14 protein-coding genes are annotated in these 26,365 nt (G+C 74.8%); 4 read left to right on the forward strand and 10 right to left on the reverse strand.

Going from position 1 to position 26,365, the window contains the following annotated elements:
* Positions 1–9 precede the first annotated feature (9 nt).
* Genes BGP79_RS13765 through BGP79_RS13785 form a run of 4 tightly spaced genes read left to right on the forward strand, consistent with a single transcriptional unit; the run spans position 10 to position 6,768 of the window.
* Positions 10–1,038, forward strand: coding sequence for a hypothetical protein (locus BGP79_RS13765; RefSeq protein WP_076696440.1), 1,029 nt, complete (start codon positions 10–12; stop codon positions 1,036–1,038).
* Entirely contained in the window at positions 1,035–5,255 is a 4,221-nt protein-coding gene (gene eccCa, locus BGP79_RS16230; RefSeq protein WP_083701940.1) for a type VII secretion protein EccCa, read from the forward strand. Before BGP79_RS13765 ends, eccCa begins: the two co-directional genes overlap by 4 nt.
* The gene (locus BGP79_RS13780) at positions 5,252–5,788 is read left to right on the forward strand and encodes a hypothetical protein (RefSeq protein ID WP_076696442.1); all 537 of its coding nucleotides are present in this window, start codon (positions 5,252–5,254) and stop codon (positions 5,786–5,788) included. Before eccCa ends, BGP79_RS13780 begins: the two co-directional genes overlap by 4 nt.
* Entirely contained in the window at positions 5,785–6,768 is a 984-nt protein-coding gene (locus tag BGP79_RS13785) for a DUF6177 family protein (RefSeq protein WP_076696444.1), read from the forward strand. The genes BGP79_RS13780 and BGP79_RS13785 overlap by 4 nt, the downstream gene beginning before the upstream one ends.
* 155 nt (positions 6,769–6,923) lie before the next feature.
* On the opposite strand, the gene BGP79_RS13790 is transcribed toward BGP79_RS13785, so the two are convergent.
* The 10 genes from BGP79_RS13790 to BGP79_RS13835 all read right to left on the reverse strand — a co-directional run bounded on the left by BGP79_RS13790 (position 6,924) and on the right by BGP79_RS13835 (position 26,281).
* Complete coding sequence (locus tag BGP79_RS13790; protein ID WP_076696447.1) at positions 6,924–7,619, reverse strand: hypothetical protein; 696 nt, start codon at positions 7,617–7,619, stop codon at positions 6,924–6,926.
* A gap of 127 nt (positions 7,620–7,746) precedes the next feature.
* Positions 7,747–9,636 (reverse strand): FHA domain-containing protein, encoded by a 1,890-nt coding sequence (locus BGP79_RS13795; protein ID WP_076696449.1) that lies wholly within the window; start codon positions 9,634–9,636, stop codon positions 7,747–7,749.
* A 146-nt stretch (positions 9,637–9,782) separates the two neighbouring features.
* Positions 9,783–10,982, reverse strand: a complete 1,200-nt coding sequence (locus BGP79_RS13800; RefSeq protein ID WP_076696451.1) for an RDD family protein — start codon at positions 10,980–10,982, stop codon at positions 9,783–9,785.
* A 58-nt stretch (positions 10,983–11,040) separates the two neighbouring features.
* Positions 11,041–12,948, reverse strand: coding sequence for a serine/threonine-protein kinase (locus tag BGP79_RS13805; RefSeq protein ID WP_076696453.1), 1,908 nt, complete (start codon positions 12,946–12,948; stop codon positions 11,041–11,043).
* On the reverse strand, positions 12,945–14,126 hold the full coding sequence (locus BGP79_RS13810; protein WP_076696455.1) for an FHA domain-containing protein: 1,182 nt from the start codon (positions 14,124–14,126) through the stop codon (positions 12,945–12,947). The genes BGP79_RS13805 and BGP79_RS13810 overlap by 4 nt, the downstream gene beginning before the upstream one ends.
* Entirely contained in the window at positions 14,123–15,046 is a 924-nt protein-coding gene (locus tag BGP79_RS13815; RefSeq protein WP_076696457.1) for a PP2C family serine/threonine-protein phosphatase, read from the reverse strand. The genes BGP79_RS13810 and BGP79_RS13815 overlap by 4 nt, the downstream gene beginning before the upstream one ends.
* The gene (locus tag BGP79_RS13820; protein WP_076696459.1) at positions 15,039–17,612 is read right to left on the reverse strand and encodes a transglutaminase domain-containing protein; all 2,574 of its coding nucleotides are present in this window, start codon (positions 17,610–17,612) and stop codon (positions 15,039–15,041) included. The genes BGP79_RS13815 and BGP79_RS13820 overlap by 8 nt, the downstream gene beginning before the upstream one ends.
* Positions 17,609–18,997, reverse strand: a complete 1,389-nt coding sequence (locus BGP79_RS13825; RefSeq protein ID WP_076696461.1) for a DUF58 domain-containing protein — start codon at positions 18,995–18,997, stop codon at positions 17,609–17,611. The genes BGP79_RS13820 and BGP79_RS13825 overlap by 4 nt, the downstream gene beginning before the upstream one ends.
* Positions 18,994–19,971, reverse strand: coding sequence for a MoxR family ATPase (locus BGP79_RS13830; protein ID WP_076696463.1), 978 nt, complete (start codon positions 19,969–19,971; stop codon positions 18,994–18,996). Before BGP79_RS13830 ends, BGP79_RS13825 begins: the two co-directional genes overlap by 4 nt.
* Before the next feature lie 115 nt (positions 19,972–20,086).
* Positions 20,087–26,281, reverse strand: coding sequence for an Ig-like domain-containing protein (locus tag BGP79_RS13835; RefSeq protein ID WP_143588430.1), 6,195 nt, complete (start codon positions 26,279–26,281; stop codon positions 20,087–20,089).
* Positions 26,282–26,365: the final 84 nt, after the last annotated feature.

A 26,365-nucleotide genomic window follows, 5' to 3' on the forward strand; every position in this document is an offset into this window, starting at 1 on the left:
GGGGGGACGATGAGCACGCACACCACGGACGGCCGGTCCGACATCCGCGACGACTTCGAGTCGGTCCGCGACCAGCAACGACGGCGCCTGCGCGGTACCCCCGGTGAGAGCTGGGCGGCGCGCGCCGCCCGCCAGATCACCGGCATCGTCACCGCCGACCCGTACCCGCAGCAGTTGACCGAGGCGGCCGCCGGCGTCCAGGGCGCCGTCACGACCGGCCGCCGGGTGGCGGTCATCGGGACCCGGGGAGGCGCCGGGCGCACGACGACCACCGCCCTGCTCGCCCGCGTGATCGGCTCCCTGCGCACCGACCCGGTGGCCGTCGTCGACGCCGCCGGCCCGCGCGGCACCCTCGCCCTGCGGCTCGCGCCCGAGCGCACGCTGCCGACCGACGACGAGGTGCTCGACGCCGCCGGCCGTGTCCCCGCGACCCTGACCGATCTGACGGACGCGCTCGCCCCCGCCGGTCGCAACCTGTGGGCGGCGGCCTCGGAGCCGGGCACAGGCCTGGACGAGCTCGTCGTCGCCGTCTCCCGGTTCTGCGCCGTCACCCTCGTCGACGCCCCCGTGCTCGGCACCACCGGTTCGGGTGACCCGGTGGCCGCGGCGCCGTTCGCGGGTGCCCACGCGCTGCTGCACGTCGCCCCCTGCACGGTGGCCGGGCTCGACGACGCCCGCTGGCTCGCGGAATTGACGGCATCCGGCGGAATCACGGCCTCCGGCGGTACGCCGCCGCTGCTCACCGCGCTCGTCGACGTCCAGCCCGGCGCCGGTCTCGACGTCGTCGCCGAGGCCCGGCAGCTCGACCACGACGGCGTGCCCGCCCTCCCGCTGCGGCACGACCGGCACCTGGCCTCCGGCGTCGAGTTCGACCTGTCCCTGCTGGCCCGCAGTACCCGGCTGCAGGCCACCGCGCTGGCCTCCGCCCTCGTGCGGACCGCGATCGGCGGGGTCCCCGTCACCACACCCGCACTCGGTGCGCCCGATCCCGCGGCGGCCGTCCCCCCGGTCGGCGCCGCGGGCGGAGCCGCCCGATGAGCGTCCGCCTCGTCCACCGCCCCGGACGCACCACCCCCGCGTCCCGGACGCCGGAGCCGTTCATCCTCAACGCGCCGCCGCCCGTGGAGGGCGGCCGCGGGGGGATGAACATGATGTCGCTGATCCCCCTGCTCGGGGCCGGCGCCTCGATGACGGTGATGATGCTGTTCCGCGGCTCCAGCCTCGCCGCGGTCGGCGCGCTGATGATGATCGTCACCGTGCTCGCCTCGATCGTCATGCTGATCAGCCAGCGCGGCAAGGCCGGCCGGCACCGCCGTGAGCAGCGCGAGAACTACCTCGACTACCTGGAACGCTCCCGTGCGGAACTGCGCGCCGGGGAGCAGCTGGCGGTGCGCACCGCGCAGGACGGCAACCCGGCACCCACCGCCCTGTTCGACATCGTCCGCAATCCGGCCCGCCTGTGGGAGCGCCGCCGCGCCAACGAGGACTTCCTGCACGTGCGGCTCGGCACCGGCACCCGCCCGCTGCGGCCCATCACGGTCACCGAGACGGCCGGAGCGCTGCAGCAGACGGACGTGTTCATGGATTCCGAGCTGCGCCTCCTGCAGCGCCGCTACGAGGCCTCTCCCGGGCTGCCGCTGACCGTGCCGCTGGACTCCGCCGGCAACGTCAGCATCGTGGGTGACCGGGCGTTCGCCCTCGAGGTGGCCCGGATCCTCGTCCTGCAGGCCGCCGCATTCCACTCCCCCGAGGACCTGCACGTCGCCGTCGCCGTGCCCGAGGACCGACGCGAGGACGTCTCCTGGCTGTCCTGGTTGCCCCACCTGGCCGACCAGCGGCACGCCCACGCGACCGGCCCCGTCCGGCGTCTCGCCCGCAGCGCCGCCGAGCTGACCGACGTGCTCGCCGACGACCTGAACGCCCGGTCCAGCCTCGCCGCCGAGGCCCGGAAGAACTTCCTGCGCGCCGGCGTCGGCACCGCCCTGCCCCGGCTGCTCGTCGTCTCCGACGCGTACGGCGACCTGCCCGGGGAGCTGCAGCTGACCGACAAGCGGGCCACGCCCGGTTCCCTCGGCATCACCACCCTGCACCTCGTCCAGGAGCGCAACCAGGAGCCCTCCGAGGTGGGGCTGCGCATCACCCAGACCGCCGACGGCTACCGGCTCGAGAACCACCTCGCCGACCCGCTCGCCCCGGCCGTGCACGACGGCGAGCTGACGCCGCTGCCCGTCGCGACGGCCGAGGCCCTGGCCCGCGAGCTCGCGTCGCTGCGCCTGTCCGCCGACTCGCTCGAGCACGAGACGAGCTCCGGCACGGACGACTTCCTGACGATGCTGGGCCTGGGCGTCGACGCCACCGAGGACGACGTGCGCCGACTGTGGGCGCCGCGCGCCGAGGTCGACTTCCTGCGCGTCCCGCTCGGACCGGACGATCGCGGCCGGCCCGTGCTGCTGGACCTGAAGGAATCCGCCCAGTTCGGCATGGGGCCGCACGGGCTGTGTGTCGGCGCCACCGGCTCGGGCAAGAGCGAGATGCTGCGCAGCCTCGTCCTCGGGCTGCTCGCCACGCACGCCCCCGACGTGCTGTCCATGGTGCTCGTGGACTACAAGGGCGGCGCGACGTTCGCCCCGTTCGAGGGCGCCCCGCACGTCGCCGGCGTCATCACCAACCTCTCCGACGATGTCGCGATGATCGAGCGCGTCTACGCGAGCCTGGCCGGGGAGATCCAGCGCCGGCAGGAGGTGCTCAAGGCCGCCGGGAACATCGCGAACATCACCGACTACCAGCTGCTGCGCCGCGAACGGCTGGACCGGGGCGAGAACCTGCCCCCACTGCCGCACCTCGTCGTCATCATCGACGAGTTCGGCGAGCTGCTCACCGCCCGGCCGGACTTCATCGAGCTGTTCCTCTCGATCGGCCGGATCGGCCGCTCCATCGGCGTGCACCTGCTGCTGTCCAGCCAGCGGATCGAGGGCGGCAAGCTGCGCGGCCTCGACACGTACCTCTCGTACCGGATCGGGCTGCGCACCCTCTCCGAGTCGGAGAGCCGCACCGTGCTGGAGACCCCCGACGCGTTCCACCTGCCGCCCGTGCCCGGCTTCGGCTATCTGAAGGTCGACACCACCACCTACACGCGGTTCAAGGCCGGGTACGTCTCCGGTCCCGCCGAGGACGTCCTGCGCGCGGAGCAGGCGGAGCCCGTCGAGGTCCAGCCCGAGGTGGCGCTCGTCCCGCGGTACGCCGCCACGCTCGACGGCGGCCGGCCCGGGTCCGGCGCTGCGACCGGCAGTCCGGCGTCCGGCTCCCCGGCTGCCGCCTCCTCGGCTCCGGTCTCCGAGCACACATTCGTCGGGACCGGTGCCTTCGGTGGCTCCCGGTCCCGTGCCCGTGCGTCGGCCTCCGAGGTCCCCGCGGACGCGCCCGCGGTGCCGGCGGCCGCCGCCGCTGCGCCCGGCTCCGGGCCGTCCCGGCGCACCACCGGGCCCACCGTGCTCTCGACGCTGATGGGCGTCCTCTCCCGGTTCCCGCGGGCCGTGGACCCGATCTGGCTGCCGCCGCTGCCCGCCGCGATGGCCCTGGACAGCGCGGCCGGCGCGCCGCAGAGCACCAGTGCCGGCCTGCGCATCCCCGGCGGGAACCTCCAGGTGCCGATCGGCCTCCTGGACGACCCGGCCCGGCAGTGGCAGGGCCTGTGGCAGCTCGACCTGACCGCCGCCGGCGGCAACGTGCACGTCGTCGGGGGCCCGTCGTCGGGCAAGTCGACCCTGCTGCGCACCGTCGCCGCGTCCCTCGCCCTCACCCACAGCCCCGCCGAGGTCGGCATCTACGCGGTGGACCTGCTCGGCAGCGGCCTGCTGGCCCTGCAGGACCTGCCCCACGTCGGCGGCGTCGCCGTGCGCACCAACCGCGAGGTGGTCCGCCGCACCGTCGACGAGCTGATGGGCATGCTCGCCGTCCGGGAGCGCGTGTTCGAAGAACGCGGCATCGACTCCCTGGCCACCCTGCGCCGGCTCGCCGCCCGCGGCGAACTGCCCGGCATCGCCAGCGCCGACGTCGTGCTGCTGCTCGACGGGTACGGGCAGCTGCAGGACGAGTTCGAGGACGTCGAACGCAACGTGCACGCCCTGATCTCCCGCGGCGCCGGCTACGGCATCCACGTCGTCGTCACCTCCTCCCGGATGAACGAGGTGCGGCTCGCGCAGCAGGCCTTCTTCGGCACCCGGATCGAGCTGCGGCTCGGCGAACCCGCGGAGTCCGCCCACGGGCGGAAGCTGGCCGAGTCGATCGCCGCGGACCGGCCCGGGCGGGCCCTGACGGATCGCAAACTGCTCGGCCACGTCGCGCTGCCGCGGATCGACGGGGTCGACGACGTCGACACGCTGCAGGAGGGGCTCCGCTCCCTCGTCGCCGACGTCGCCGCCTCCACCGACGCGCGGGCGATGGCGGTGCGCGTGCTGCCCGCCCTGGTCGAGGCCGAGAGCGTGCCGACGCCGCGGCGGCGGGGCCGGGTGCCGCTGGGCATCCGCGAGAACGACCTCGAGACCGAGCTGCTCGACCTGCGCGGCGCCGACCGGCACCTGCTGGTCCTCGGCGACGACGGGTGCGGCAAGACCAACCTGCTGCGCACCCTCACGCGGCGGCTGCGGGAGCAGTACACCGCGGAGGAGATCGTCTTCGCGGTGTTCGATCCCCGGCGCAGCCTCGAGGGCGAGATCCCCGAGGAGTACCTCGGGGGCTACGCGTCCAGCGCGGCCCTGGCCGAGCAGCTCGCCGGCGCCGTCTCCTCCGAGCTGGCCGAGCGCGTGGCCGACGCCGATCATGCCGCGACCGCCCCCGCCGTCGTGCTGCTCATCGACGACTACGACATCCTGACCGCCGGCGGCACCGCCCCGCTCTCCCGGCTCACCTCGTTCCTGCCGCTGGGCGCGCAGATCGGGCTGCACGCCGTGCTCACCCGGCGCGTGCGGGGCGCCAGCCGGGGCATCTACGAGTCGTTCTTCACGGCGCTGCGGGACTCCGGCGGCACGGGGCTGCTGATGTCCGGCGACCGCGGCGAGGGCGTCCTGCTCAACGGCCTCCGTGCCCGCCAGCTGCCCGTCGGCCGGGCCCAGGTGCTGCGGCCGGGCAGCGCCGTCACGACCGTGCAGCTGTTCCACAACGAGGTGGCCGAGACCGACGAGGTCGGCGAGGGCACCGTCACCGGGCCGATCGGACTCGTTCCGTCCGCTCGATCTCAGGAAGGGAGTGCCTCGTGAGCGCCGACTGGGTGATCGCCTGCCGGACCCACCCGCAACCGGACCACCTCGCCGCGGCCGTCGCCGCCGCGGCCGGGCAACGGTACGTGCGGGAGGCCGCCGAGGGACTGCTGCTCGAGGTGGCGGCCACCGAGACCGGGCCGGCCGACGTCATGGTCGAGCTGCCCCGGCTGATCCGCGTCGGCTCCGAGCCGGGCCGCGTGCTCGCCGGCGCCACCGTCACCGAGCTCGGCTCGCACGCCGACGGCACCGCCGGCCCCGACGGGTTCCCCTCCCTCTCCCCCGACGCCGAGCCGGTCTGGTGGGTCGAGGTGCACGCCGTCTCCCCGGAGGGGCAGCCGGTCGCCGAGCGACTCGCGCTGACGATCGGCGGCGCGTTCGCCGGGCATGTCGCCGGGCCGCCGCCGGGGCTCGCGGGCACGCCGGGGTCCGTCCGGCTGGGGTCGTCGTCGTCCGACGCGTCGTCGTCCGAGCCCACGTCCTCCGACGCGCCGTCGTCCTCGCCGTCCGAGCCCACGGGAGGGGACCGATGAGCCTGTTCGACTTCGCCACCGCGGACACCGCGGTGCTCTTCCAGGACCGGCCGGTCGTGCACCGGTCCGCGTGGATCGACCTCGCCGCCGCGCGCGCTGCCGAGGAGGGCCGGTTCTTCGCCCTCATCACACCGCCGGACAGCGTGCTGACGCTGCCCGCGAACGACCTCCTGTCACAGCCGGGCCGGCGCTGGCTGGTCACCCGGCACGACGGCCGGTTCCACGACGGCTACACCGGCCGGGTGCACGACTGGGACGGCGACGTGTTCAGCACGGTCGACGAGCTGGCCGACGAGTTCCTGGTCGCCGACGCCGTGTCGGCCACCGGGCATGGCGCGGCGGTGCACCTCCGCGCCGAACTGCTGCATCCCGCGGCGCACGGCACGCGCGTGGGCGAGCTCGCGGAGACGCTGCTGACCCTGTTCACCGGTCAGGCCCCCACCGGTTGGGGCACGCACGAACCGGCGAGCGAGCCGTGGGACGTCACCGCGCTCACCGACCACTGCTTCCGGATCGCGCCGAACCGGTCGCGACTCGTCGTCGTCGGCGCCCCGCAGCCGCACAGCCAGGTGGCGGCCGTCGGCGTCCTCGAGGTGGAGCGCACCTCCACCGGCGTCAGCGAGACGTTCGAGCTGCTGGTCGAGTCCGAGGACCCGCTCGACGACGCCGCGCTCGGGTACGTCGGCCGGGCGCTGACCCGGCACGCTGTGCGCACCGGCCTGGTGGGACACGCCCTCGGACTGCCGGGCCTGAACCGCCCGGCGCGGTTCACGGGCGCCTCGGTGCCGGCCCTGGCCGTGTTCGGACCGGACGCCCTGCGCTCCTCGGGCGCCGACGCGGCGCGGCGACTGGCCGGGGACCGCGCGGAGCTGGTGGGACCGTCGTCGGCGCCGTCGCTCGTCGTCTCCTACGGGCAGGATCCGGACGGCGAGCACCCGCTCGAGCAGCACGCCCGCCTGGTGCAGCACCTCGCCGGCTGACGCTTCTCCCCCTCCGCCAGCTCGTCAATAGATGTCGCATCCGGCCCCTATTCGGGTCCCGATGGAGCACCTATTGACGAGCTGAGTGCTGACGGGACGCGGCCGGGGTCCGGGTGCCTCGCTGGAGGCCGCCTGGGCGTGGGCCGGCCGGGACGTCAGTCGTCGATCGGGGTGTCGAGGATCGCCAGGTCGTCCGCGGTGACCAGGTGGGACGTGATGGCGTGCTCCACCAGCCGGGCGCGGCGGTTCGACGCCGGTCCCCCGCCGCTGGCCCGCAGCCCGGTGACGCCCACGCGATCCAGCTTCTCGCACACGTTGTCGAGCTTGCGGTTGAACTTGGACTGCGACCAGCCGAGCCGCTCGGCCGCCTTCGCTGAGGACGGGATGTTCGCGAAGCCGGTTCCCCCGCGGCGCAGGGACGGCTCGGCCAGGGCCACGATCAGCGCCTTCTGGCTCGGGGTGAAGACGACCATGCCGATCGTCGTCTCACCCGATGCGTCCGCCGTGCGGGGATCGGCCCGGAACGTCGGGGTGGCGATGTGGATGGCGAGCTCGTACGTCGTCGAGCCGGCCGTGAATACCACGGTCGTCTGACCGAACACCAGCGGCAGCTGAGCGCCGGGCGGAAGCCACGCCTGCATGCCGCCCGACCCGTCGGCGATGGTCGCCGAGAGCAGCGAGCCGACGTTGGCCAGCCACCACAGGCTGTCGCGGCAGACGATCTGCAGGAAGACCCGGTGCAGATAGGGATTGTCGTCGATCCGGAGGTCACCCTCGCGGCCGATCGTGAAGACGGCGTCCGGCGCGGGGGTGTACCACTCCCCGCAGAACTCGACGGTCAGTTCCGCCATGACATCTCCCCCGGTGCGCCACCGCCCGCGGATCCCCCCTGGACCCGGCCCGACACGCGAACGCGGCACCATTGTGGCACAGCGGTCGGCGCCCGCCGGCACCCCCTCCGGCGTGGTGCGGCAGCGGTCATGCGAGGTCCTCCAGTACGGCCGTCACGCCGTCGCCGAGATCGATGCCGTCCCCGGACCGCAGCGGCAACGACGCCCCGTCCTGCAGGCGCCGAGCCGGTTCGCCCGGGTGGGTGAGCACGGTGCCGTTGGTCGAGTGAAGGTCCGTCGCGTGCCAGCCGTCGGCGAGCCGTTCGATCCGCAGGTGTGACCGTGAGACGTCCGACTGGGGGCTCGGCACGGTGACGAGACGGACGCCGGCGGGGTCGGCGCCGGCGGGCAGCGCCGGACGGCGGCCGAGGACGGTGATGCCGTCGAGCGGGATCACGTCGCCGGTGGCGAAGATCGCGCGTGGACCGCCCGGTGGACGCCGGCTCGCGGTGCGCAGCGCCTGCTGTTCGGCGCCCGTGAGGGTCAGTCCGTCGTGGTCCTCCGCCGACGCGGCCGACGCGGCCGGCGCGGGCGACGCGGACGACGCGGCCGACGATGCAGCGGCCGACGCGGAGGCGGCCGTTGTCGGGGTGGCGGTGCTGGCCGCGGCGGTCGCCGATCGGGGGAACGGTGCACGCCGCGGCTCGGGCGTCGGTGCGGATGCCGACGAGGCGGACGGAGCGACGCCCGCTGAGTCCGCGGTACCGGCAGCGGACGGAGCGGTGCCAGCTGACGGAGCGGTACTGGCCGACGATGTCGGGCCGGGGTTCGCGGTGCCGGGTGACGCCGACGAGGGAGTCGCCGCGAATCGGTTCTCGTCCAGTCGCCAGGGCACCGCGTCGATCAGACTCCGCGGGCGCGGGACGGCCACGGGGGTGACGGCGTCAGCGGCGGGCGTGCCGTCACCGTCGCGTGTATCAGCGGTGTCCGCTGCGGACGGTCGGTCCGCCGGGGGGTCGCTGTCGGGCTCGGGTTGCGGCTCGGACGCCGACGCGGGGGTCGGCTGCGTCGTCGGGCTCGGCTGCGTCGTCGGTCCTGGCTCAGGAGTTCGAGTCGACTCGGATGCCGGCTCGTCCGCCGATGTCGGGGTCGGTGCGGTCGCCGGGTGCAGCTCTCCCTCGGGTGTCGGCTCGGCCCCTGTCGCCGACCGAGCGGCCGAGACCTGCGGTTGCTCGCCCGTCGGCGGGGCCATGATCGTCTCCCCCGACACCAGCTCGCCGGACCAGGACGCCTGTTCCGGCTCGGGCGCGACCACCTGCTCGAGATCCGTCACGGCCGCCCGTCTCGCGTCTGCCTCCGGCTCGGCCACGACCGGCCGGTCCGGTTCAGTTACGCCCGCCTGCGCGGGATCCGTCACGGTCGCTCGTCCCGCATTCGTCTGCGGCTCGGCCACGACAGGCCGGTCGGTCTCGGACGCCGCCGCCTGCTCCGGCTCCGCTCGGTCGGTGTGCCCGGGTGCGTGGGTCACGTCGTTGACACGGACGGCCCCGGCGAGCGCGGCGCCGTCGACCAGCAGGTGCCACTCTGCCTCGCTGGTCGCTCGGGCAACGCCGGCGGACTGGAGCGCGTCATTCGAACGCTCCGCAGCGGAGGACACCTCGGTTCCGGACTCACCATTTCCGACAGATCCGTCTGCGCCCTCGAACGGTTCGATCGTGAATCGGCCGCCGCGGGGCAGCCTGCGTTCCGTCCAGGTCAGGGCGTCGGCACCCGAGACCACGTCGTCGTCGCCCACCGGAGCCTGCACGGCATCCCCCTGCTCGCGCCGGACCGTCACGGCACCGCGCACCAGCATCCGCACGGCGTCGTCGTCGAACCGCAGGACCGCGAACGCGGGCAGCGCCAGCAGGTCCGTCCGCGTCCCCGACCCCGCACCGGCCTGCACGGCCGAGAGAACCCCGGCCAGCTCGGCGGCGTGCTGCAGTCCGTCCCACACCCCGCCGGCGATGGCGGCGGCATCGCCGGGCAGCACGACCACGGTGCGCCCGTGAACGATGAGCGTCGACGCGCCCGGCGTGTACGCGACCGCGGGGTCCCGATGCTCGGCAGAACCAGGCGCACCAGATCCAGGCGAACCAGCCGCATCGGAATCGACCGTGCGAGGCTCGGCCGGACGCGTCTCGGTCACGTCCGCGTCACCGCGATCGTCCGGTCGCCCAGGTGAACCAGCGCACCGTCGACCGCGAGGACGGGCACCCCGGGCTCGACCGCGGCACGGTCACCGCTCGGCGGCGTCACGGCCGTGCCGTTGGTGGAACGCCGGTCCGTGACCCACACCCCGTCGGCGTGCGCGGACAGGTGCGCGTGCGTCTTGGAGATGCTGCGGCCGGGGTCCGGGAGATTGACGAGCAGGACGTCCGGCTCCTCCGGCGTGTTGACCGGGTTGCGGCCGACCAGCGCCTCCCCACGCAGGGTCAGGGCACTGCCGTCGTCGAAGGCCAGCCGCCAGGCCGTCGAGCGCGGCCGGGTCATGCGGGTCTGCTCGAGGTCGTCGTCCAGCCCGGCCGGAGCCTCGGACACCGACGCTGCCGGCGACCCGGGCACGTGCGACGGAGCCGGCGCCGCGGGAACTGCGCCGGGTGCCGGCGCGATAGAGGCAGACGGAGCCGGTGCCTGTGCCGACGACGACGCGGTCGCCGGCGCCGCGCTTGCTGCCGGTGTCATGGCCGACGACGCGGACGACGCCCCGGCGACGGCTCCGCCCGGAGTCCCCGGCGCGTTCACGGCGTCGGCCCGACCCTCCACCGGAGCCGATGCCTGAGCCGACGCCGGTGCCGTTGCCGTTGCCGTTCGACGGGACCGGCGCACCGGCGCAGCGTCCTGCCCCCCGGCCGGCAGCGGATCCCGGCCGAGGCTCGCGTCGACCACCCAGGTGCCGGCGGCCTTGTCGTGCCAGCCCTGCCGACGACGGTCGCGGTCCCAGACACTGGACACGGTGACGAGCAGCGGCCCGATGACCGGCACGATCCCGGCGACGACGACGATCGCCGTCCGGAGCAGCACCCGCCACCAGCCCGGGGCGGCCTCCCGCGCGTCGACCGTGCGGATGCCGACGGTCACGCCGCCGACGGTCCGCCCGCGCGTCGCCTCCCACCACCACTGCACCAGCAGGACGAGGACGGCGACGGCGGAGCCGGCGATCACGACGGGCGCGACGGCGCCGTCCGGACCCTGCGCCCCCGCGATCACGGCCGTGACCGCACCGACGACCACCAGCAGGAGCGCGTCGATCAGCCGGGCCACGAGCCGTTTGCCGGCGGACGCGTTGACCAGCCGGCGGGCCGGGGCTGCCGCGTCCGCGGTGGTGGTGGTCGCCGCGTTCATCGGGTCATCTCCGTCGGGGTCGTCGGGGTCGTCACGTGGAAGGGGGCGGTGCGCGTCGTCATGGCGCCCAGCACGCACGCGCGGGCGTCTCGGAGCCGCGGCCGCTCTCACGCCGGATGGAGACCTCGAGGCACGTCTGGCCCCTGGCCGGTCGCGGCACGACGACGCGCAGCGCCCCCACCCGCACCGGGTCGGCCGAGAAGTCGGTGGCCGTGTAGCGGCGGACCATGTAGGAGTCCCCCGCGAGCGGCTGCGGATTGCGCCACGTGAACACGATGCCACCCGTCCCGGGCACGCCCTTCAGGCCGGCCGGGGTGGGCACGGTGCCGTAGATCAGGGGGTCCGCCGGGCTCGGCGAGAGCGCGGGGGCGCTGCGGGTCGTCGCCGTCGGGGCGGGGCCGTTGATCACGGAGACGACCACGACGACGCCGGCGACGACGATCGCCAGGGCGAGCACGGCCAGTGCGACGAGCCGCCCGCGCCGGCGTGGGGCCGTCGGCGTCGCCTCGTGTTCCGGGGTCTGCTCGTCCGGACGGGCCGGAGCGGCACCCGTTCCGGCTGCGGTTCCCGTGCCGGGGACGGACGCGGTCGACGCGGCCGTTCCGGCGGCGACACCGGGAACGCGGCTGATCAGCGGTCCGGACGCCGGCGTCGCACCGGTCGCGGTGCCGGGGCCACCGGTGCCGGGGCCACCGGTGCCGGGGCCACCGGAGTCGGCGCGACCGGTGTCCGCGCGTTCGTCCCCCGTCTCACGACGGTCGGACTCGCGTCGGTCGGCCTCACGCCGTTCGGGACCGCTGCCGTCCGGGTCGTCCGACACGGGCCGACCGGGCCGACCGGGCCGCACGACCGTGTGCTCGTCGTCGGGGGTGCCGGTGACGCGCCCGCGATGGGCGCCCGAGACGGCGCTGCGGTCGGCGCCGGGAGCAGCCGGCGCGGGACGGGCCGGGGTCGCCGGCCGGCGGCGCACCTCGACCCGCTCGGGCCCGGCGCCGTCGGCCGTGCGGGCGCTCGTGGTGCCGTCCGGGTCGATCGAGACGACACCGCGGACCCGCGTCGCCTCCCCGTCGCCGTCGTCGGCGGCTCCGACCGTGGGCTCGGCGAGCACCTCGAACGGGGTCACCGCGAGGGAGAGCTCAGCCTGGATCCGCTGCAGGTCGTAGGCGAGCGCCTGTGCGCTGGGGTACCGGGCGAGCGGGTCCTTCGCCATCGCCGTGGCGAGCACGCGCTCGAGCGAGCCGGGTACATCCTCACGGCCGATCGGCGGCAGCGGCGTCGACGTGATCCGCCGGATCACCTCGGCCTGCGCGTTGTTGCCGCCGGTCACCGCGAAGGGCGAGCGGCCGGCGAGCAGGGTGTACAGCGTCGCGGCCAGGCCCCACACGTCCAGCCGCACGCCGTCGGTCGCGCCGCCGTCGAACGCCTCGGGCGGGGACCACGGGATGGACATCCCGGCGTCGGTCTCGGCCACCGCGTCCACGGTCCCGGAGATGCCGAAGTCGGTCAGGGCGGGCCGGTTGTAGTCGGTGACCAAGATGTTGGCGGGCTTGATGTCGCGGTGCACGATGCCGGCGCGGTGCGCGGTCTCGACGGCGGAGGCGACCTGGATGCCGATGGCGAGGACATCGCTGACCGCGAGCGGCGACTGCCGGGCCCGCACGTTCAGGCTCGGCCGCGAGCAGTACTCCATGGCGAGGTAGGAGTGCCCGGCGGCCGTCACGTCCGCCTCGTAGATGGTGACGATGTAGGGGTGCGTGGAGACCTGAGCCATCAGGTCCGCCTCGCGCTCGAACGCCGCGCGGGCGTCGGCGGTGCGCAGGTCCGCCAGCTGCACCTTGATCGCGACCCGGCGCCGCGGACGCTCCTGCTCGTACAGGTAGACGTCGGAGAAGCCGCCCGACCCGAGGACGTCGACGTAGCGGAAGCCGGGGATCTCCGGCGGCGGCGCGGCGCGGCGGGTGCTCACGGCCGTGCCTCGAACGTCAGACCGATGCCGTCGCCCAGATCGATCGCGTCGCCGTCGAGCAGCATCGTCGACTCCCCGCGACCGAGCCGACGCGGCGGCTGCCCGGGTCGGCGCAGGAGGGTGCCGTTGGTGGACTCGAGGTCGTCGAGCAGCACGTGCCAGCCGTCCAGCCGCACGCGCACGTGGGAGCGGGAGATGTCGCCGTGCGGGCTGGGGACGGTGACGATGCGCGGCATGTCGGCGCCGGCACCGCGCGTGACGGCGGGCTGGCGACCGACGACGAGCGGGCGGTCCAGTTCGAGGCGACGGCCGTCGGACACGGTCAGGGTGCCCAGCGACGGCCGGGGGACGCGGCGCGGGTCACCGGTCAGGGCACGGCCACACCGGCCGCAGTCGCGGGTGGCCGGCGGATTCGCGTGTCCCTCCGGGCACACGCGGGCGAGGACGAGCGGCCCGGTGGTGGGTCGGTCGGTGGGCTGTTCGGCGGGCTGCTCAGCGGCAGGCAACGCGGTGGCGGGCTGCTCGCTGATGGGCGGTTCAGCGGCGGGCTGTTCGTCGGCGGCCCGCACGGCTCCGATGGTCGGGGCGTTCGACGGCGCGGGCGGGATCACGGCGGAGGCGGGCTCCGCGGCGGCGTCGACGGACGGCGTCGCCGGTGCCGGAGGCTGTGCCGGGGCTTGCGCTGGTGCCGGTGCCGGCGCGAACCGCAGTTCCGCGGCGGTGACGATGCCGGCCCGAAGCGGCAACCAGACGGCGGCGCCGTCGTCCGCACGCGGGGCAAGCGGGCCGGTCAGAACGGTCACGGACCGCACGTCCGCGACCACCGCGGAGTCGTCGCCGTCGACGAACCGCCGCTCACCGTCGCCGCCGTCGGTGAGGACGGTGACGGAACCGGCGCCGCGGACGGCGGGGGTCACGGTGCGGCCCGCCACCCGCAGCACGATCCCGTCGGCCGCGCCGAGCACGGCACCGGCGAAGGCGCCGATCGAGGTGGGGTCACCGACGGGCAGTCCGCCGGTCCCGGAGTCGACGGCGAGGGCGTCCCAGACGCGGTCGATCGTCTCCGCCGGGGTGCCCGGGGGCAGCAGCACCACGGCTCCGGCGTCGGCATCGGCATCGGCGGGCGGCAGCTGGGCCAGGAGCGTCCAGTCGCCGGAGCGGTAGCGCGCCGCGGTCACGGGCCCGGACGGTCCCCGGAGGCCGACGCGGACGTGCTGTCCGCCGGCGGCGGCACCGCGGTCGACCCGGTGGCGGCCCGTCGCGGCAGGGTGTCCTCGTCGTCGTGCGGGCGCGGCGCCGTCGTGTGCGCCTCGTCCTCGCCGTCCGACCCGCCCACGGCGTCGATCACGACGACGGTGACATTGTCCCGGCCCCCGTTGGCGACTGCGGCCTGCACGAGGGCGTCGGCGGCGGTCTGCGGGTCGGCGACGGCGTCGAGCACCCGGCCGATCGCGTCGTCCGGCACCTCGACGGTGAGCCCGTCGGAGCAGAGCAGGATCCGCTCACCGGGTTCGACCGGCAGCAGCCAGAAGTCGGCGGCGATGTCGACGCCGGTGCCGAGCGCGCGGGTGACGACGTGACGCCGCGGGTGGACGAGCGCCTCCTCGGGCGTGATGTGCCCGAGATCGACGAGCTCCTGCACCTCGGAGTGGTCGACGCTGATCTGCCGCAGCCGGTGCTGGTACAGGCGGTAGCTGCGGGAGTCCCCGACGTTGAAGAACAGCCAGTACGGGCGGCCGGCCTCGCGGGTGAGCACGACGCCGGTCAGGGTCGTGCCGGCGCGGGAGTCGGTCTCCTCCCGGATCGCCGCATCGGCGCGCTCGAGCAGCTCCTGCACCTGCGCAGCGGTGATCTCGCGCTCGGAGCCCATCGCTCCGGAACCGCTCAGCAGCTCGGACTCGCCGAGTGTGCGCACGCAGACGCCGCTGGCCACCTCGCCGGCCTCGTGGCCGCCCATCCCGTCCGCCACGGCGAACAGGGTGTCGGTGACGATCAGCGAGTCCTCGTTCAGTTCTCGCCGCAGGCCACGATCCGTCGTGAAGCCGGAGACGATGCGCACGGTGCCGTCGGCGCCCTCGGCCGTGGTGGTCTCACTCATCGTCCGTCATCCTAGCCGGGGATCGCGGCGCGGCCGTGTCCGTGGCGCGCGGTGTCGGCCGGTCCTTCCGCATCGGTGCGGCCGTGCTCCCCCGCTGGGCCCGCCGCTGCTGAGCCCGACGGCGTCGTTCGGCCCGCTGCTGTCTCCTGCGCTCGGCACGCTCCGCACGCAGCGAGCGCAGCGAGAACCGGGCCCTCCAGCGCCGGCCGCGGGAGACGGAGCCCCGGATCCCGGCCAGGGAGGCGTCGACGCCGCTCCAGTAGGCGGCGATCTGCTCCTCGGTCGGCTCCCCGCCGGCGAACACGGCCGCGTCCGCCCGGCGGGCGAGCGTCGTCGTGCCGCCCGCGGCGAAGGGGAACGCGCCGGCGACGGTGGCCGCGTGCTCGCGCCGGGTGGCTCCGGCGGGGACACGGGTGCCGAGGTCCGCGGCCAGGCTGAGCACCTCGCTCCACCCGCCGCTGATCCGCTGCACGGGCGCGCCGTCGCGGCGGCGACGCCGGTATCGGCGTCCCTTCAGCGCCGCGATCACCAGCAGCGGCGTCAGGATCACGACGAGGGGGATGCCGACGGTCAGCCCGATCGCGAGCACCGGGCCCCAGTCCTGCCGGGCGTTCTCCTTGTTCTCGTCCGTGTTCAGGGCATCCGGGTCGGACTCCGGCGGCACCTCGGCCGGCTCCTGCGGCGGTGGCGGAGGCTGGAGCACCTGCGGCTTCGGTTTGGCGAGCGGCTGCTTGGGCGGCGGGAGCGGCTCCTTGTTCTCCTCCGGGGTCGGGTTGAACGGCACCCACCCGGCACGCTCGAACTTCACCTCGACCCAGGCGTGCACGTCGTCGCCGGTGATCCGGACCGGCGCCGTGGGGTCCTTGACCGCCGACCAGTCCGGGGCGAAGCCCATCACGACGCGGGCGGGGATGCCGAGGTTGCGGGCCATCAGCGCCATCGCGACGGCGTACTGCTCGTCGTCCCCGACCATCGTCTTCGCCCCGAGCAGCCCCTCGATGCGCGCCGCGCCGTGCCCCGACAGGGACCGGGTCTGCCCCTCCAGCCCGTGGCTGAAGTAGCCGTACTTCGCGAGGCCCTGCTCGAGGCTGCGGACCCGATCCACGGCGGCGGTCTCGGTGCCGGCCAGGTCCCCGGCCCGGGAGGCGACGGCCTCGGGCACGTTGGACGGGTCCGGCAGGGCGACGTCGGCGAAGCCGAGCGGGGCGAGCTGGTCGTGGCTGTACGTCTCGGGGTACTCGACGTCGAGCGAGTAGCTGTCGCCCCGCTGCACGCCGCTGGTGGTCAGCGCCGTCTCGGCGTCGGCGTTGTAGAACAGGGAATCACCGATCCCGGTGCCGCGCGCCCCGGTGAAGGCGGCGCCCCGGATCCGGCCGCTGGCAGGCAGCCACGGCGACGCGAAGTCGTCGATGGTGAAGCGGACGGACGCGTGCCGGCCGTCGCCCGCGCCCGGGCTCGCGACGGCGAGCGTGCCGGTGTCGCCGACCGGGGCGAACGCGCCCGAGGACGCGTCGTCGACGTTGTAGACGACCCCGTTGTAGGCGTCCATCGCGGCGAGCCGCACCCGCTCGCCCTTCGGCAGCCCCTGGACGGTGAACAGTACGTCGTCCTTGCGGTCCTTGACGTACTGCCGGAAGCTCATCAGCGGGCTCGGGTACTGGTGCAGGTCCAGCGGCGGCACGAGGGCGTCGCGGACGACGGCGCGGTCCCCGGCGGGCGCGAGGACGGGAGCGATCAGGGCGGTCAGCAGGGCGGCCCCGGTCAGGACGGCGACGCCGCCGAGCAGCCGGCGCCGGCGGCCGAGCCGGGCGACCGCACCGGGCAGGCCGGGCTCGGGGGTGGACACCGGCGTCGAGCCCGCGGCGGTGACGGTCGCGGCGGCGCTGCGGCGGCCGGTCTCCAGCCGCCAGGCCAGCCACGCGACGGCGACGAGCACGACGGCGACGCCGCGCAGCACCGGCAGGGCGGTGGTGTCCGCGCCGAGCGCGGCACCGGCGACCAGCACGGCGGTCACCGGCAGCAGCGCCCAGGCGGCGTGCCGCACCCGCCAGGCCAGGGTGCCGGCCACGATCGCGCCGACGTACACGCACAGGAACGGCACGATCAGCATGCCGCGGGCGACGCCGACGGGCGGGGCCACCGTGAGGAAGTCCTTCCACGACTGGACGACGCCGAAGACGAGGACCCGCCACGCCTCCAGGGTCGGCAGCACCCCTGCCCCTGCCTCGGCGGGGGCGGCCAGCGCCGGCCCGGCCACGAGGTAGGCGACGACGGCCAGGCCCACGACCCACAGCTCGCCGAGCCGCCACCGGGCACCCGCGGCGGCGATGGCCAGCCCGAGCACGATGGCCCCGGCGACCGCGACGAAGAACCGCGGCTGGGCGCCGAAGCTGGTCTGGAAGCCGAGCGCGCCGAGCCACAGCAGGGCACCGAGCGCGACGACGTCGAGCGCGCGGGACTGCAGGTCGCGGGAGCGGAGAAGACGGGAGCGGACGAGACGGGACCGGAGAAGACGGGAGCGCAGGCCCGCCGAGGTGCCCGGCAAGTTCCGCGGTGGCGTGCTCATGCGGCCGCCCGCCGCAGCACGGAGCCGAGCTCGTCGAGGGAGCCGATGGTCAGCACCACGAGGTCGCCGATGGTCGCGCGCGCGGCGGGGGCGCCGGTGCCGCAGCGGATGGCGAGGGTGCGGATGCCGACGGGCACCCACGCGGCGGCGCGGCGCAGGTCCGCGGCGGAGACGTGCATCCCGACGACGAAGAAGATGACCGACGCGTTGGGCAGCGTCTCCGCGGTGGTGCGGGCCAGGTCGACAGCGGCCATGCCGGTGGTGCCGGTGAGCCGGGTGGCGTCGTCGAGCAGGGCACGGCCCGTGCGGGTGCGCAGCGGCCCGGAGGAGGTGATGACGTCGAGGTTGCGCTGCTCCCGGGCGGCCTGCAGACCGATCGAGGCGGCCACGGAGATCGCCAGCTCGAGGTCCGCCTCGCCGTCGTACTCGCTCGCCTCGGTGGACAGGCCGATGCCGATGTGCGAGCGGCGGGTCTGCTCGAACTGGCGGACCATCAGCGTGCCGGTGCGCGCGGTGGAACGCCAGTGGATGTGCCGGCGGTCATCCCCCGGCTGGTACTCGCGCAGGGCGTGGAAGGAGACGTCGGTGTTCGCCAGGTCGTGGGTGGGCAGCCCCTCCAGGTCCCGGATGAAGCCCGGGGTGGAGGCGCCGAGCGCGACGGTGCGCGGGTGCACGAACAGCTCGACGGGCTCCGTCCACATCACCTCGCGGCGCAGCAGGTGCAGCGGGTCCGCGCGCACGGAGCGCACCGGGCCGATGGTCAGCACCGTGCGGCGGGTGGTGGGGATGGTGAAGAGGTCCTCGTAGGACTGGCCGGGCTCGAGCCGTGGCAGGTAGAAGGAGGCGATCGCGGCGCCGACGGGCAGCTCCAGGGACGCGGGCCGCAGCGGCCGGGTCGCGGCGGAGGCGACCGTGACGGCGCCGACCGCGCGGTCTCCCACGGCCACCCGGGTGCGCGTCAGATCCAGGTCGACGTCGTAGTCGGACCGGCCGAGCACGAAACCGACCGCGCCGAGCAGCAGCAGGGTGCCGAAGATGGCGCCGACGCCGGCCTCCTGCCAGCCCAGGCTCAGCCCGAGGACGGCGAGCACGACGACGGCGGCCAGGACGAGCCGGCCGAGCGGGCCGACGACCCCGACCGCGGGCACCACGTGCCGGCGCACGAGGCCGCCGGTGACCCGGCCGACGCGCTGCGCACGGCCGCGGGCACGCCCGTACAGCGGGTGCGCGGTCACGCGGGACGCGCCCCGGGTCAGACCCCGCCGCGCTGTCTCCCCCCAGCGCGCCGCCCGGGAGGCATCCGTCGCCGGGGTCGTCGTGCGGCTGGACGCCCGGGAGGCGCCCGTCGCCGGACTGGACCCGCGGCTGGTCGTGCGGCTCGTCATCCGGGCACGCCGGCCCGGTGCTGCGGGGCCGGGACCGCGGCCAGCACCTCGGCGAGGACGTCCTCGGCGGTGGCACCGGAGAACTCGGCCTCGGGGTCGAGCACGAACCGGTGGGTCCACACGGCCGGGGCGAGCTCCTTGATGTCGTCGGGCAGCACGTAGGGCCGGCCGCCGGCAGCAGCCCACACCTTGGCGGCCCGGACCATGGACAGCGCTCCGCGCACGCTCACCCCGAGCCGGGTCTGCGGCGCCTGGCGGGTGCGCTCGGCGAGGACGGCGACGTACTCCAGGACGGCGTCCTCGACGTGGACGGTGGTGGCCAGGTCCGCCATCTCCCGCAGCGCCTTCGTCGTGATCACCGGTTCGAGGGAGGCCGAGCGGTCCCGGACGGTGGCGCCGGAGAGCAGCCGCACGGTCGCGGCGGTGTCCGGGTAGCCGATGGACGTCTTGATCAGGAAGCGGTCCAGCTGCGCCTCGGGCAGCCGGTACGTGCCGGCCTGCTCGATCGGGTTCTGGGTGGCGAGCACGAGGAACGGGCGGCCGACGTCGTGCGTGGTGCCGTCGACGGTGATCCGGGACTCCTCCATCACCTCCAGCAGCGCGGACTGGGTCTTCGGCGAGGCGCGGTTGATCTCGTCGGCCAGGACGATGGTCGCGAACACCGGGCCGCGGTGGAACTCGAAGGCCTGGGTCTTCTGGTCGTAGATGGTCACGCCGGTGACGTCGCCGGGCAGCAGGTCCGGGGTGAACTGGATCCGCGAGTGGCTGCCCTGCACCGTCGCGGCGAGGGCGCGCGCCAGGGAGGTCTTGCCGGTGCCCGGGGCGTCCTCGAACAGGACGTGCCCCTCGGCCAGCAGCGCGGTCACCGTCAACCGGATCACGCGCTCCTTGCCGAGCACCGCCTCCCCCACGTTCTCCACGAGGCGGGTGACGGTCTGGGCGAACCACTCGGCCTGCTCGGCGGTCATGCTCATGGGCGTTTCGGTGTCCTTCGGTGGGCGGTGAGTGGTCGGTGGGTGGCCGCTCGGTGGGTGGGCGCTGGATCCGGAATGGACTATCGGCCGACCGGCTGGGTGGGTAGGCGGTGGGTCAACCGCAGCGGATGGCGGGGCCGGATTCGTGCGTGACGGTGATGGCCTTGACCCAGCGTCCGGAGAGCGGGCCGCTGGTCATGTGGTACCACCCGGTGCTGCCGCCGCTGAAGGGGCTGCCGCACCGGTCGACGTCGACCGCTCCGTCGACGTACGAGAGCCACTTGCCGTTCGGGTTCGGCGTGCCGCCGACCCGGCCGTCACAGGTGGGCGGGTTGGGGCTGAAGTTGTCGGGCTCGCCGGGCGCCTGGGTGCACGAGTTGACCGTCGACCTCTCCACGCGCACGCTCGTCCGCTCCGGGGTCGGCGCGGGCGGCGGGGGCGGCGGGGCCTTGGCCCCGGTCCGCACCGTCGTGGTCGAGACGGCGCCGGGCGTGCCGACGGAGTTGATCGAGCGGACGTCGACCCGGTGGGTCGCGCTGTAGTCGCCGAAGGACCGGCTGCCCGCGGACGCGCCGACGTTCTGCCAGCTGCCGCCGTCGACGCGCAGCTCCAGGTGCTCGACGTCGGCGTTGCCGGGCGGGGACCAGCTCACGGACGCCCGGTGCCGGCTCGTGTCGGACCGGGTGTCCTGGGTCCCGTTGCTGCCCGAGGTGGCCGGCGTGCCGGGGCGGCCGTAGGGCCGGACGCTGTTGGAGGTGCGGCCGGGGCTGGCGTACCGGGCGCCGTTGGCGCTGGTGTCGGCGACGACGGTCACCGTGGTGGCCCGCCCGTTGGCGAAGCCGCCGAGCACCTGGCCGGGCTGGATCGGGCCGGACTGGCCGGTGCTCGCCGAGTAGCGGTAGCTGACCTCGCCGGCCTGCGCACCGTTGCGTTGCGCGGCGGACAGCGGCGTGAAGTCGACGCGCACCTGGCCGCCGGTCGTGTCCGTGTTCGCGGGGCTGAGCTTGACGGAGGACACCGCCTGCGGTGCACCGAACGCGCGCCGCGGCGCGGACGGGGCGCTGACCGGCCCGGTGCCGGCCTTGTTCTTCGCGACGACGCGGAACGTGTAGTCCGCCTCGGCGTTGGGCACGGTCACCGTCTGGGTGGTGCGGCCGCCGCTGACGGCGAGGGTCTGCACCGTCGAACCGCCGCGCAGCACCGTCAGGGTGTACGTCTCGATCGGGTCGCCGTTGGGGGCCGCCGGGGACCACGAGACGGCGATCTGGTTCTGCCCGCCCACCGAGGACACCCGCTGCGTGGTCACCGACGCCGGGGCGCCGGGCTTGCCCGCCGGCACCTCGGAGGCGGAGAACGCGCTGAAGTCGGACGGGTCCTTGGCCTTGTTGTGGGCGCGGACCCGCACCTGGTACGCGGTGCCGTTGTTCAGCCCGGTCCACGTGGTGGCGGTGGACGTCAGGCCGGTCTTCTGCACGGCGCCGCTCGGCGGGGCCGGGGAGAGCTCGAGGTCGTAGCTGCTCACCGGGGAGCCGTCGACGCGCGGCGGGGTCCATGCGACGTCGAGCCGCGCGTCGCCGAACTTCAGCCGCGGCGCGGCCGGCTGGTCGGGCCGCTGGTCGGGGCGGGCGACGCCGGAGGTCGGCGACGCGTCGGACTCGCCGACCGCGTTCCGCGCCGTGACGGCGAACGTGTAGGGCCGGTCGTTGGTGAGCCCGGCCAGGGTGCACGTGGTGCTGGCGCACTGCTGCCGGAAGCCGCCGGTCCCGGTCACGGTGTACCCGGTGATCGGGGACCCGTTGTCGCTCGGCGGCGCCCAGTTCAGCACCACCGTGTGGCTGCGGGTCTCGGCGGCCCGCGGGGTCGACGGTGCGTCCGGCCGGGCCTTGACGGTCAGCCGGATGGCCCCGTCCACTTGCCGGTCCGGGTCCTTCGTCCGGTCCCCCACGGTGTAGCGGACCACCATCACCCCGGCCACGTCCTTCGCGGGCGTGACCGTGATCCTCGATCCGGAGACGGCGACGGTGCCGGGCCCCGTCTCCCGCACGGCGTCGACGACGGAGAGCGGGGTGCCCGGGAAGGGGCTGACGTCGTTGGCGAGCACGTCCACCGTGGTCGGGCTGCCGGCCTTCGCGTCCGCGACGACGTCGTCGTTGACCACGGCCAGGGGCCGGGAGGAGGAGACGACGGCGACCGTGACGGTGCCGGTCACGGGCTCGGACTTGCCATCGGTGACGGAGACCTGGATCGGCACGGCGGTGTCCTTGACCGCCGAGTCCTTCGCGGCGACCTTGAGGCGCGAGCCGTCGAGGCTGACGGTGAGGTTCTCCGGGCGGGCCCCGTCGAGGCTGTAGCGCAGCCGCTCGCGGTCCCCGGCGTCGACGTCCGCGGCCGCGGGGGCGAGATCGAACTCGGTGGCCGGCTCGGCCTCGGCGACCGTCATGGAGCCGCCCGCGAACGTCGGCGGGTGGTTCTGCGCGGGTTTGGGCTTGACGTCGATCATGATCGTCAGCGTCGAGGTGCGCCCGTTCGGATCGTCCGGGCCGGACCCGTCCGTCACCTCGAACGTGATGGACCCGGGACCGTAGAAGTCGTCGGCCGCCTGGTAGCGCAGGGTGTGCTCGTCGGCGACGAGGTCCCCGCCGGCGGCGCCGATGGCCTTGACCCCGGAGACCTGCGTGATGCGGACGGAGCGGCCGTCGCGCACCCGCACCGCCTTCGCCAGGTCGATGTCGAGCCGCTGCCCGGCGGTCACGTGCCTGGTCTTCCGGTCGGCGAGGGTCGGGTACTGGTCGGCCCTGCCCGGCACCCAGATCAGGGCGGATCCGGTCTGCCCGTCCACGTCGGTGACCGTGTACGGAATGAGCTGCTCCGTCTCGGTCAGCGGCACGGTGGCCCGGCCCCCGGAGAAGGAGACGCCCGCAGGTGCCCCCGGGAAACTCACGTCCAGCGCGTCGGCGATGCCGTCGGGGTCGGCGTCGTTGTCCAGCACCGGCACCTGGACGGTGTTCTTGCCCATGGTCTCGGCGACCTCCACCCGGTCGTCCTGGGCGATGGGCGCCACCAGCGGGGCGCTCGCGGAGACGTCGAGGCGGATGGTGCCGATGGCGCGCGCGCCGCGGGAGTCGCGGACGGTGTAGCGGACGGCCACGGGGCCCTCGGTCCGCGGCGCGGTGAGCACCACCTGGCCGCGGCGCACGTGCGCGGCCACCCCCTCGGGCGCCTCGAGGCCGTTCTCGATCAGGGCGAGCTGGTCCCCGTCGGGGTCGTTGTCGTTGTGCAGTGCGTCAACGGCCACCTGCCGGCCGGGCCGGACGCTGACGGCGTCGGCGACGGGCACGGGTGCCTGGTTGGTCTTCGTCGGCGGCGCGATCCCGACCAGCACCGAGGCGGTGGCCCGGGCGCCGAGCCGGTCCCGCACCTCGTAGGTGAAGGAGTCGGTGCCGGTCGCATTGCCGGCCGCCGTGTAGTCGATGTAGTCGGCGCCGAGGATCGCGGTGCCCTTCGCGGGCGCCCGGTCCACGTCGGAGATGCGGACGGAGTCGCCCTCCGGGTCCACGCCGTCCAGCGGCACAGGGATGCGGATGGTGCCGCCGGCGAGCACGCGGGCGGTCAGGTTCCTCGGCTGCGGGCGGCCGTTGTGCTCGTCGTCGCGGGCCTTGACGTGGATGGTGACCTGCGCCGAGTCCTTCTGGCCGCGGCTGTCGACGACGTTGTAGATGGCCCGGTACGAGCCCGGCGTCTCACCGGCGAGGAAGCGGACGGTGTCCTGGGAGACCCACGTGCGGCCGGCGGCGGCATCGGGGATCTGGGTGAGCTTCGGGTCCAGGTGGAGGGTGTCGTTCTGCGGGTGCTTGTCGTTGCCGAGCACGGGGATGGTCGCGACGTCGCCCACCCGCACGGTCACCTCGTCCGGCGCGGCCTCGGGCGGCTGCAGCTTCGCGGGCGGGGCGACGGGGACGACGTTGACCTCGCCGGTGGCCGACTGGGTGCCGTTGGAGATCGTGTACTTCACGGTCAGCGGCGCGGTGATGCCCCGGACGTCGGCGATGCGCAGCACACCGTGGTCGACGATGGCGACGCTGACGGGCGAGGACGCGCTCGCCGAGACGGACTGGACGACGAGCACCCCGCCGGCCGGGTCCGAGTCGTTGCCGAGCACGTCGACGAGCACGTCCTGGTGGGCCGGCAGCAGCGCGGTGTCCCGCACCGCGACCGGGCCGCCCTCGGCGGTCGAGGGGACGACGTCGGCGCGGACGAGGCCCACCGTGCTCTTCGGCCCGTTGTTGGCCAGGTACTCGAGGTAGTAGGTGCCGGGCGCGTTGGCACGGAACGTGAACGTGCCGGCGTCGTAGTTCGGGGTGACGGTGGTGCCCGCCACGGCGTTGACCTTGGGCATCCGCAGGGTGCCGCCGGCGGGGTCGAGGTCGTTCCTCAGCGGGGCGACGGTCGCGGACTCCCCCGCACGCACCGTGATGTGGTCCGGGGTGGCGACGGGGGCGAGCGCGGACGTGGGCCGCACGTCCATGATCACCGTGCCCTCGGTCGTGGTCCGCCCGTCGGAGACGACGATCGCGACCGTCTTCTTCCCGGAGGACTTGTCGACGTCCTGGTAGCTGAGCAGCCCGTCCGGCCGGGCCCGCACCCGGTCCCCGTCCTTGGTGGGTGACGCGCTGACGAGGAACAGGTCGTCCCCGTCGGGGTCGGTCCAGTCGGAGAGGACGTTCTGGCTGACCGACCTGCCCTGCTGCACGGGGATGGTGGTCGGGTCGGCGGGCCGCTTGGGGCGTGGGGCGCCGTTCTCGTCCGGTCCGCGCACGGCCACGCGCACCGTCGCGGTCGCCGACTTGCCGCGCCCGTCGGAGGCCGCGTAGCGGAACACGCCGGTGCCGCGCGCGTTCTCCGGGACGGCGATCTGCAGGCCGGTGTTGTCGTAGATCGGCTGCACGGTGCCGAGGTCCGGCCCCTTCCCGGCGACGGAGGCGGTGAGCACGTCGCCGTCGGGGTCGGAGTCGTTGTCCATGATCGGCAGCGTCGTGGTGCGGCCGGGCCGCACGCCGAACGAGTCGTTGGCGGCCACCGGCGGACGGTTGGGCTTGGTCCGGTCCGGCAGGGCCCGCTCGACGGACTGGTCGTGGGAGTCGTCCTTCGCCTGGTCGGCGACGTCGGGCGGCGGGATGATGTCCTGCCAGTTGTTCACCATCTCCATGTCCTGCTGGACCAGCCACGTGTTGCCGGCGGCGATGTCGTTGAGCACGACCACGTCCCGGTTGACGCGGAACTGTAGGTCCGCGCGGGCGGCCAGGGACGGGATGTCGCGGCGCATCGAGTCGGCGGGGTTCGCGCACTCGCGCACGTACTGGCCCGAGCCCGCCCAGGCGGCGTGGATGCACCCGGCGAGCTGGACGGGGGCGGTGGGCGTGCCCGCGGTGGCGTTGGCGGCGCGGGTGGGCTCCCCGCCGTCGAGCGGCTGCCGGACGAGCTCCTTGCTGGTGGCGACGACGACGGTGTCCGCTCCCCCACCGCTGCCGCTTCCTCCGGCACTGGGCAGCTGCAGCTTGCCGTTGCGCCCGTCGGGCACGGTGACCGTCCGGCCGCCGGGCAGGGACAGGGTGCCGGCGGCGGCGTCGAAGAGGACGGGCCGGCTCCCGACCGCGCTGATCTGCAGCGTGTCGGCGGCGGTGATGCCGCCCAGCTCGGCCTGCTGCCGGTCGGTGACGTTCCCGTCCGCATCGACGTGCAGGGACAGCAGCTTCTTCCCGGCGACGTCGGCGGCGTGCACGGTGTCGTCGGTCCCGACGGCGGCGACGACGCCGCGCGCGTTCTCGACGATCGGAGTGGTGCCGTCCGGGTCGAAGCTGCCGAGCCGGTCCGAGGGCACGGCCCACACCTTCCCGGCCTGCGGGTCGGTGATGGCGACGATCGTGGTGCCGAAGGAGAGGCGGGCGTTGCCGGGGATCTTCTGGTCCGCGCCGAGCGTGACGGCGGCGGGGTCGAGCGGGGTGAGCGCGGACCGGCCCGTGTCGCTGACCAGCACCCGTGCACCGGCCTGCAGCACGTCGAAGTCGGGGCTGCCGGCCACGACGCCGCCGTCGAGCAGCTTGGACTGGTAGTTCAGGTGCCCCACGAGGTTCTTCGAGGAGTTGGTGACCCAGACGCCGCCGTCGTGCAGATCCACGTCCGCGGTCTTGAAGCCCGGGTAGAGGACGGCACCGGTGACGAGCACGGCGGTGACGACGGCGAGGACCAGCGTCGACACCAGAGCACGGCGTCGGCGCGCGGCACGACCCCGGAACCCGGCGAGCAACTTCACGTCTGTCCCCCTGCGACACGTCGGCCGGGCGAGACCCGTCGAACCCGGCGCGTCCCATGGTAGCGGTACCGCTTCCCGGCGTCG

It is taken from the genome of Tersicoccus sp. Bi-70, assembly GCF_001968825.1.
GTDB lineage: Bacteria > Actinomycetota > Actinomycetes > Actinomycetales > Micrococcaceae > Tersicoccus.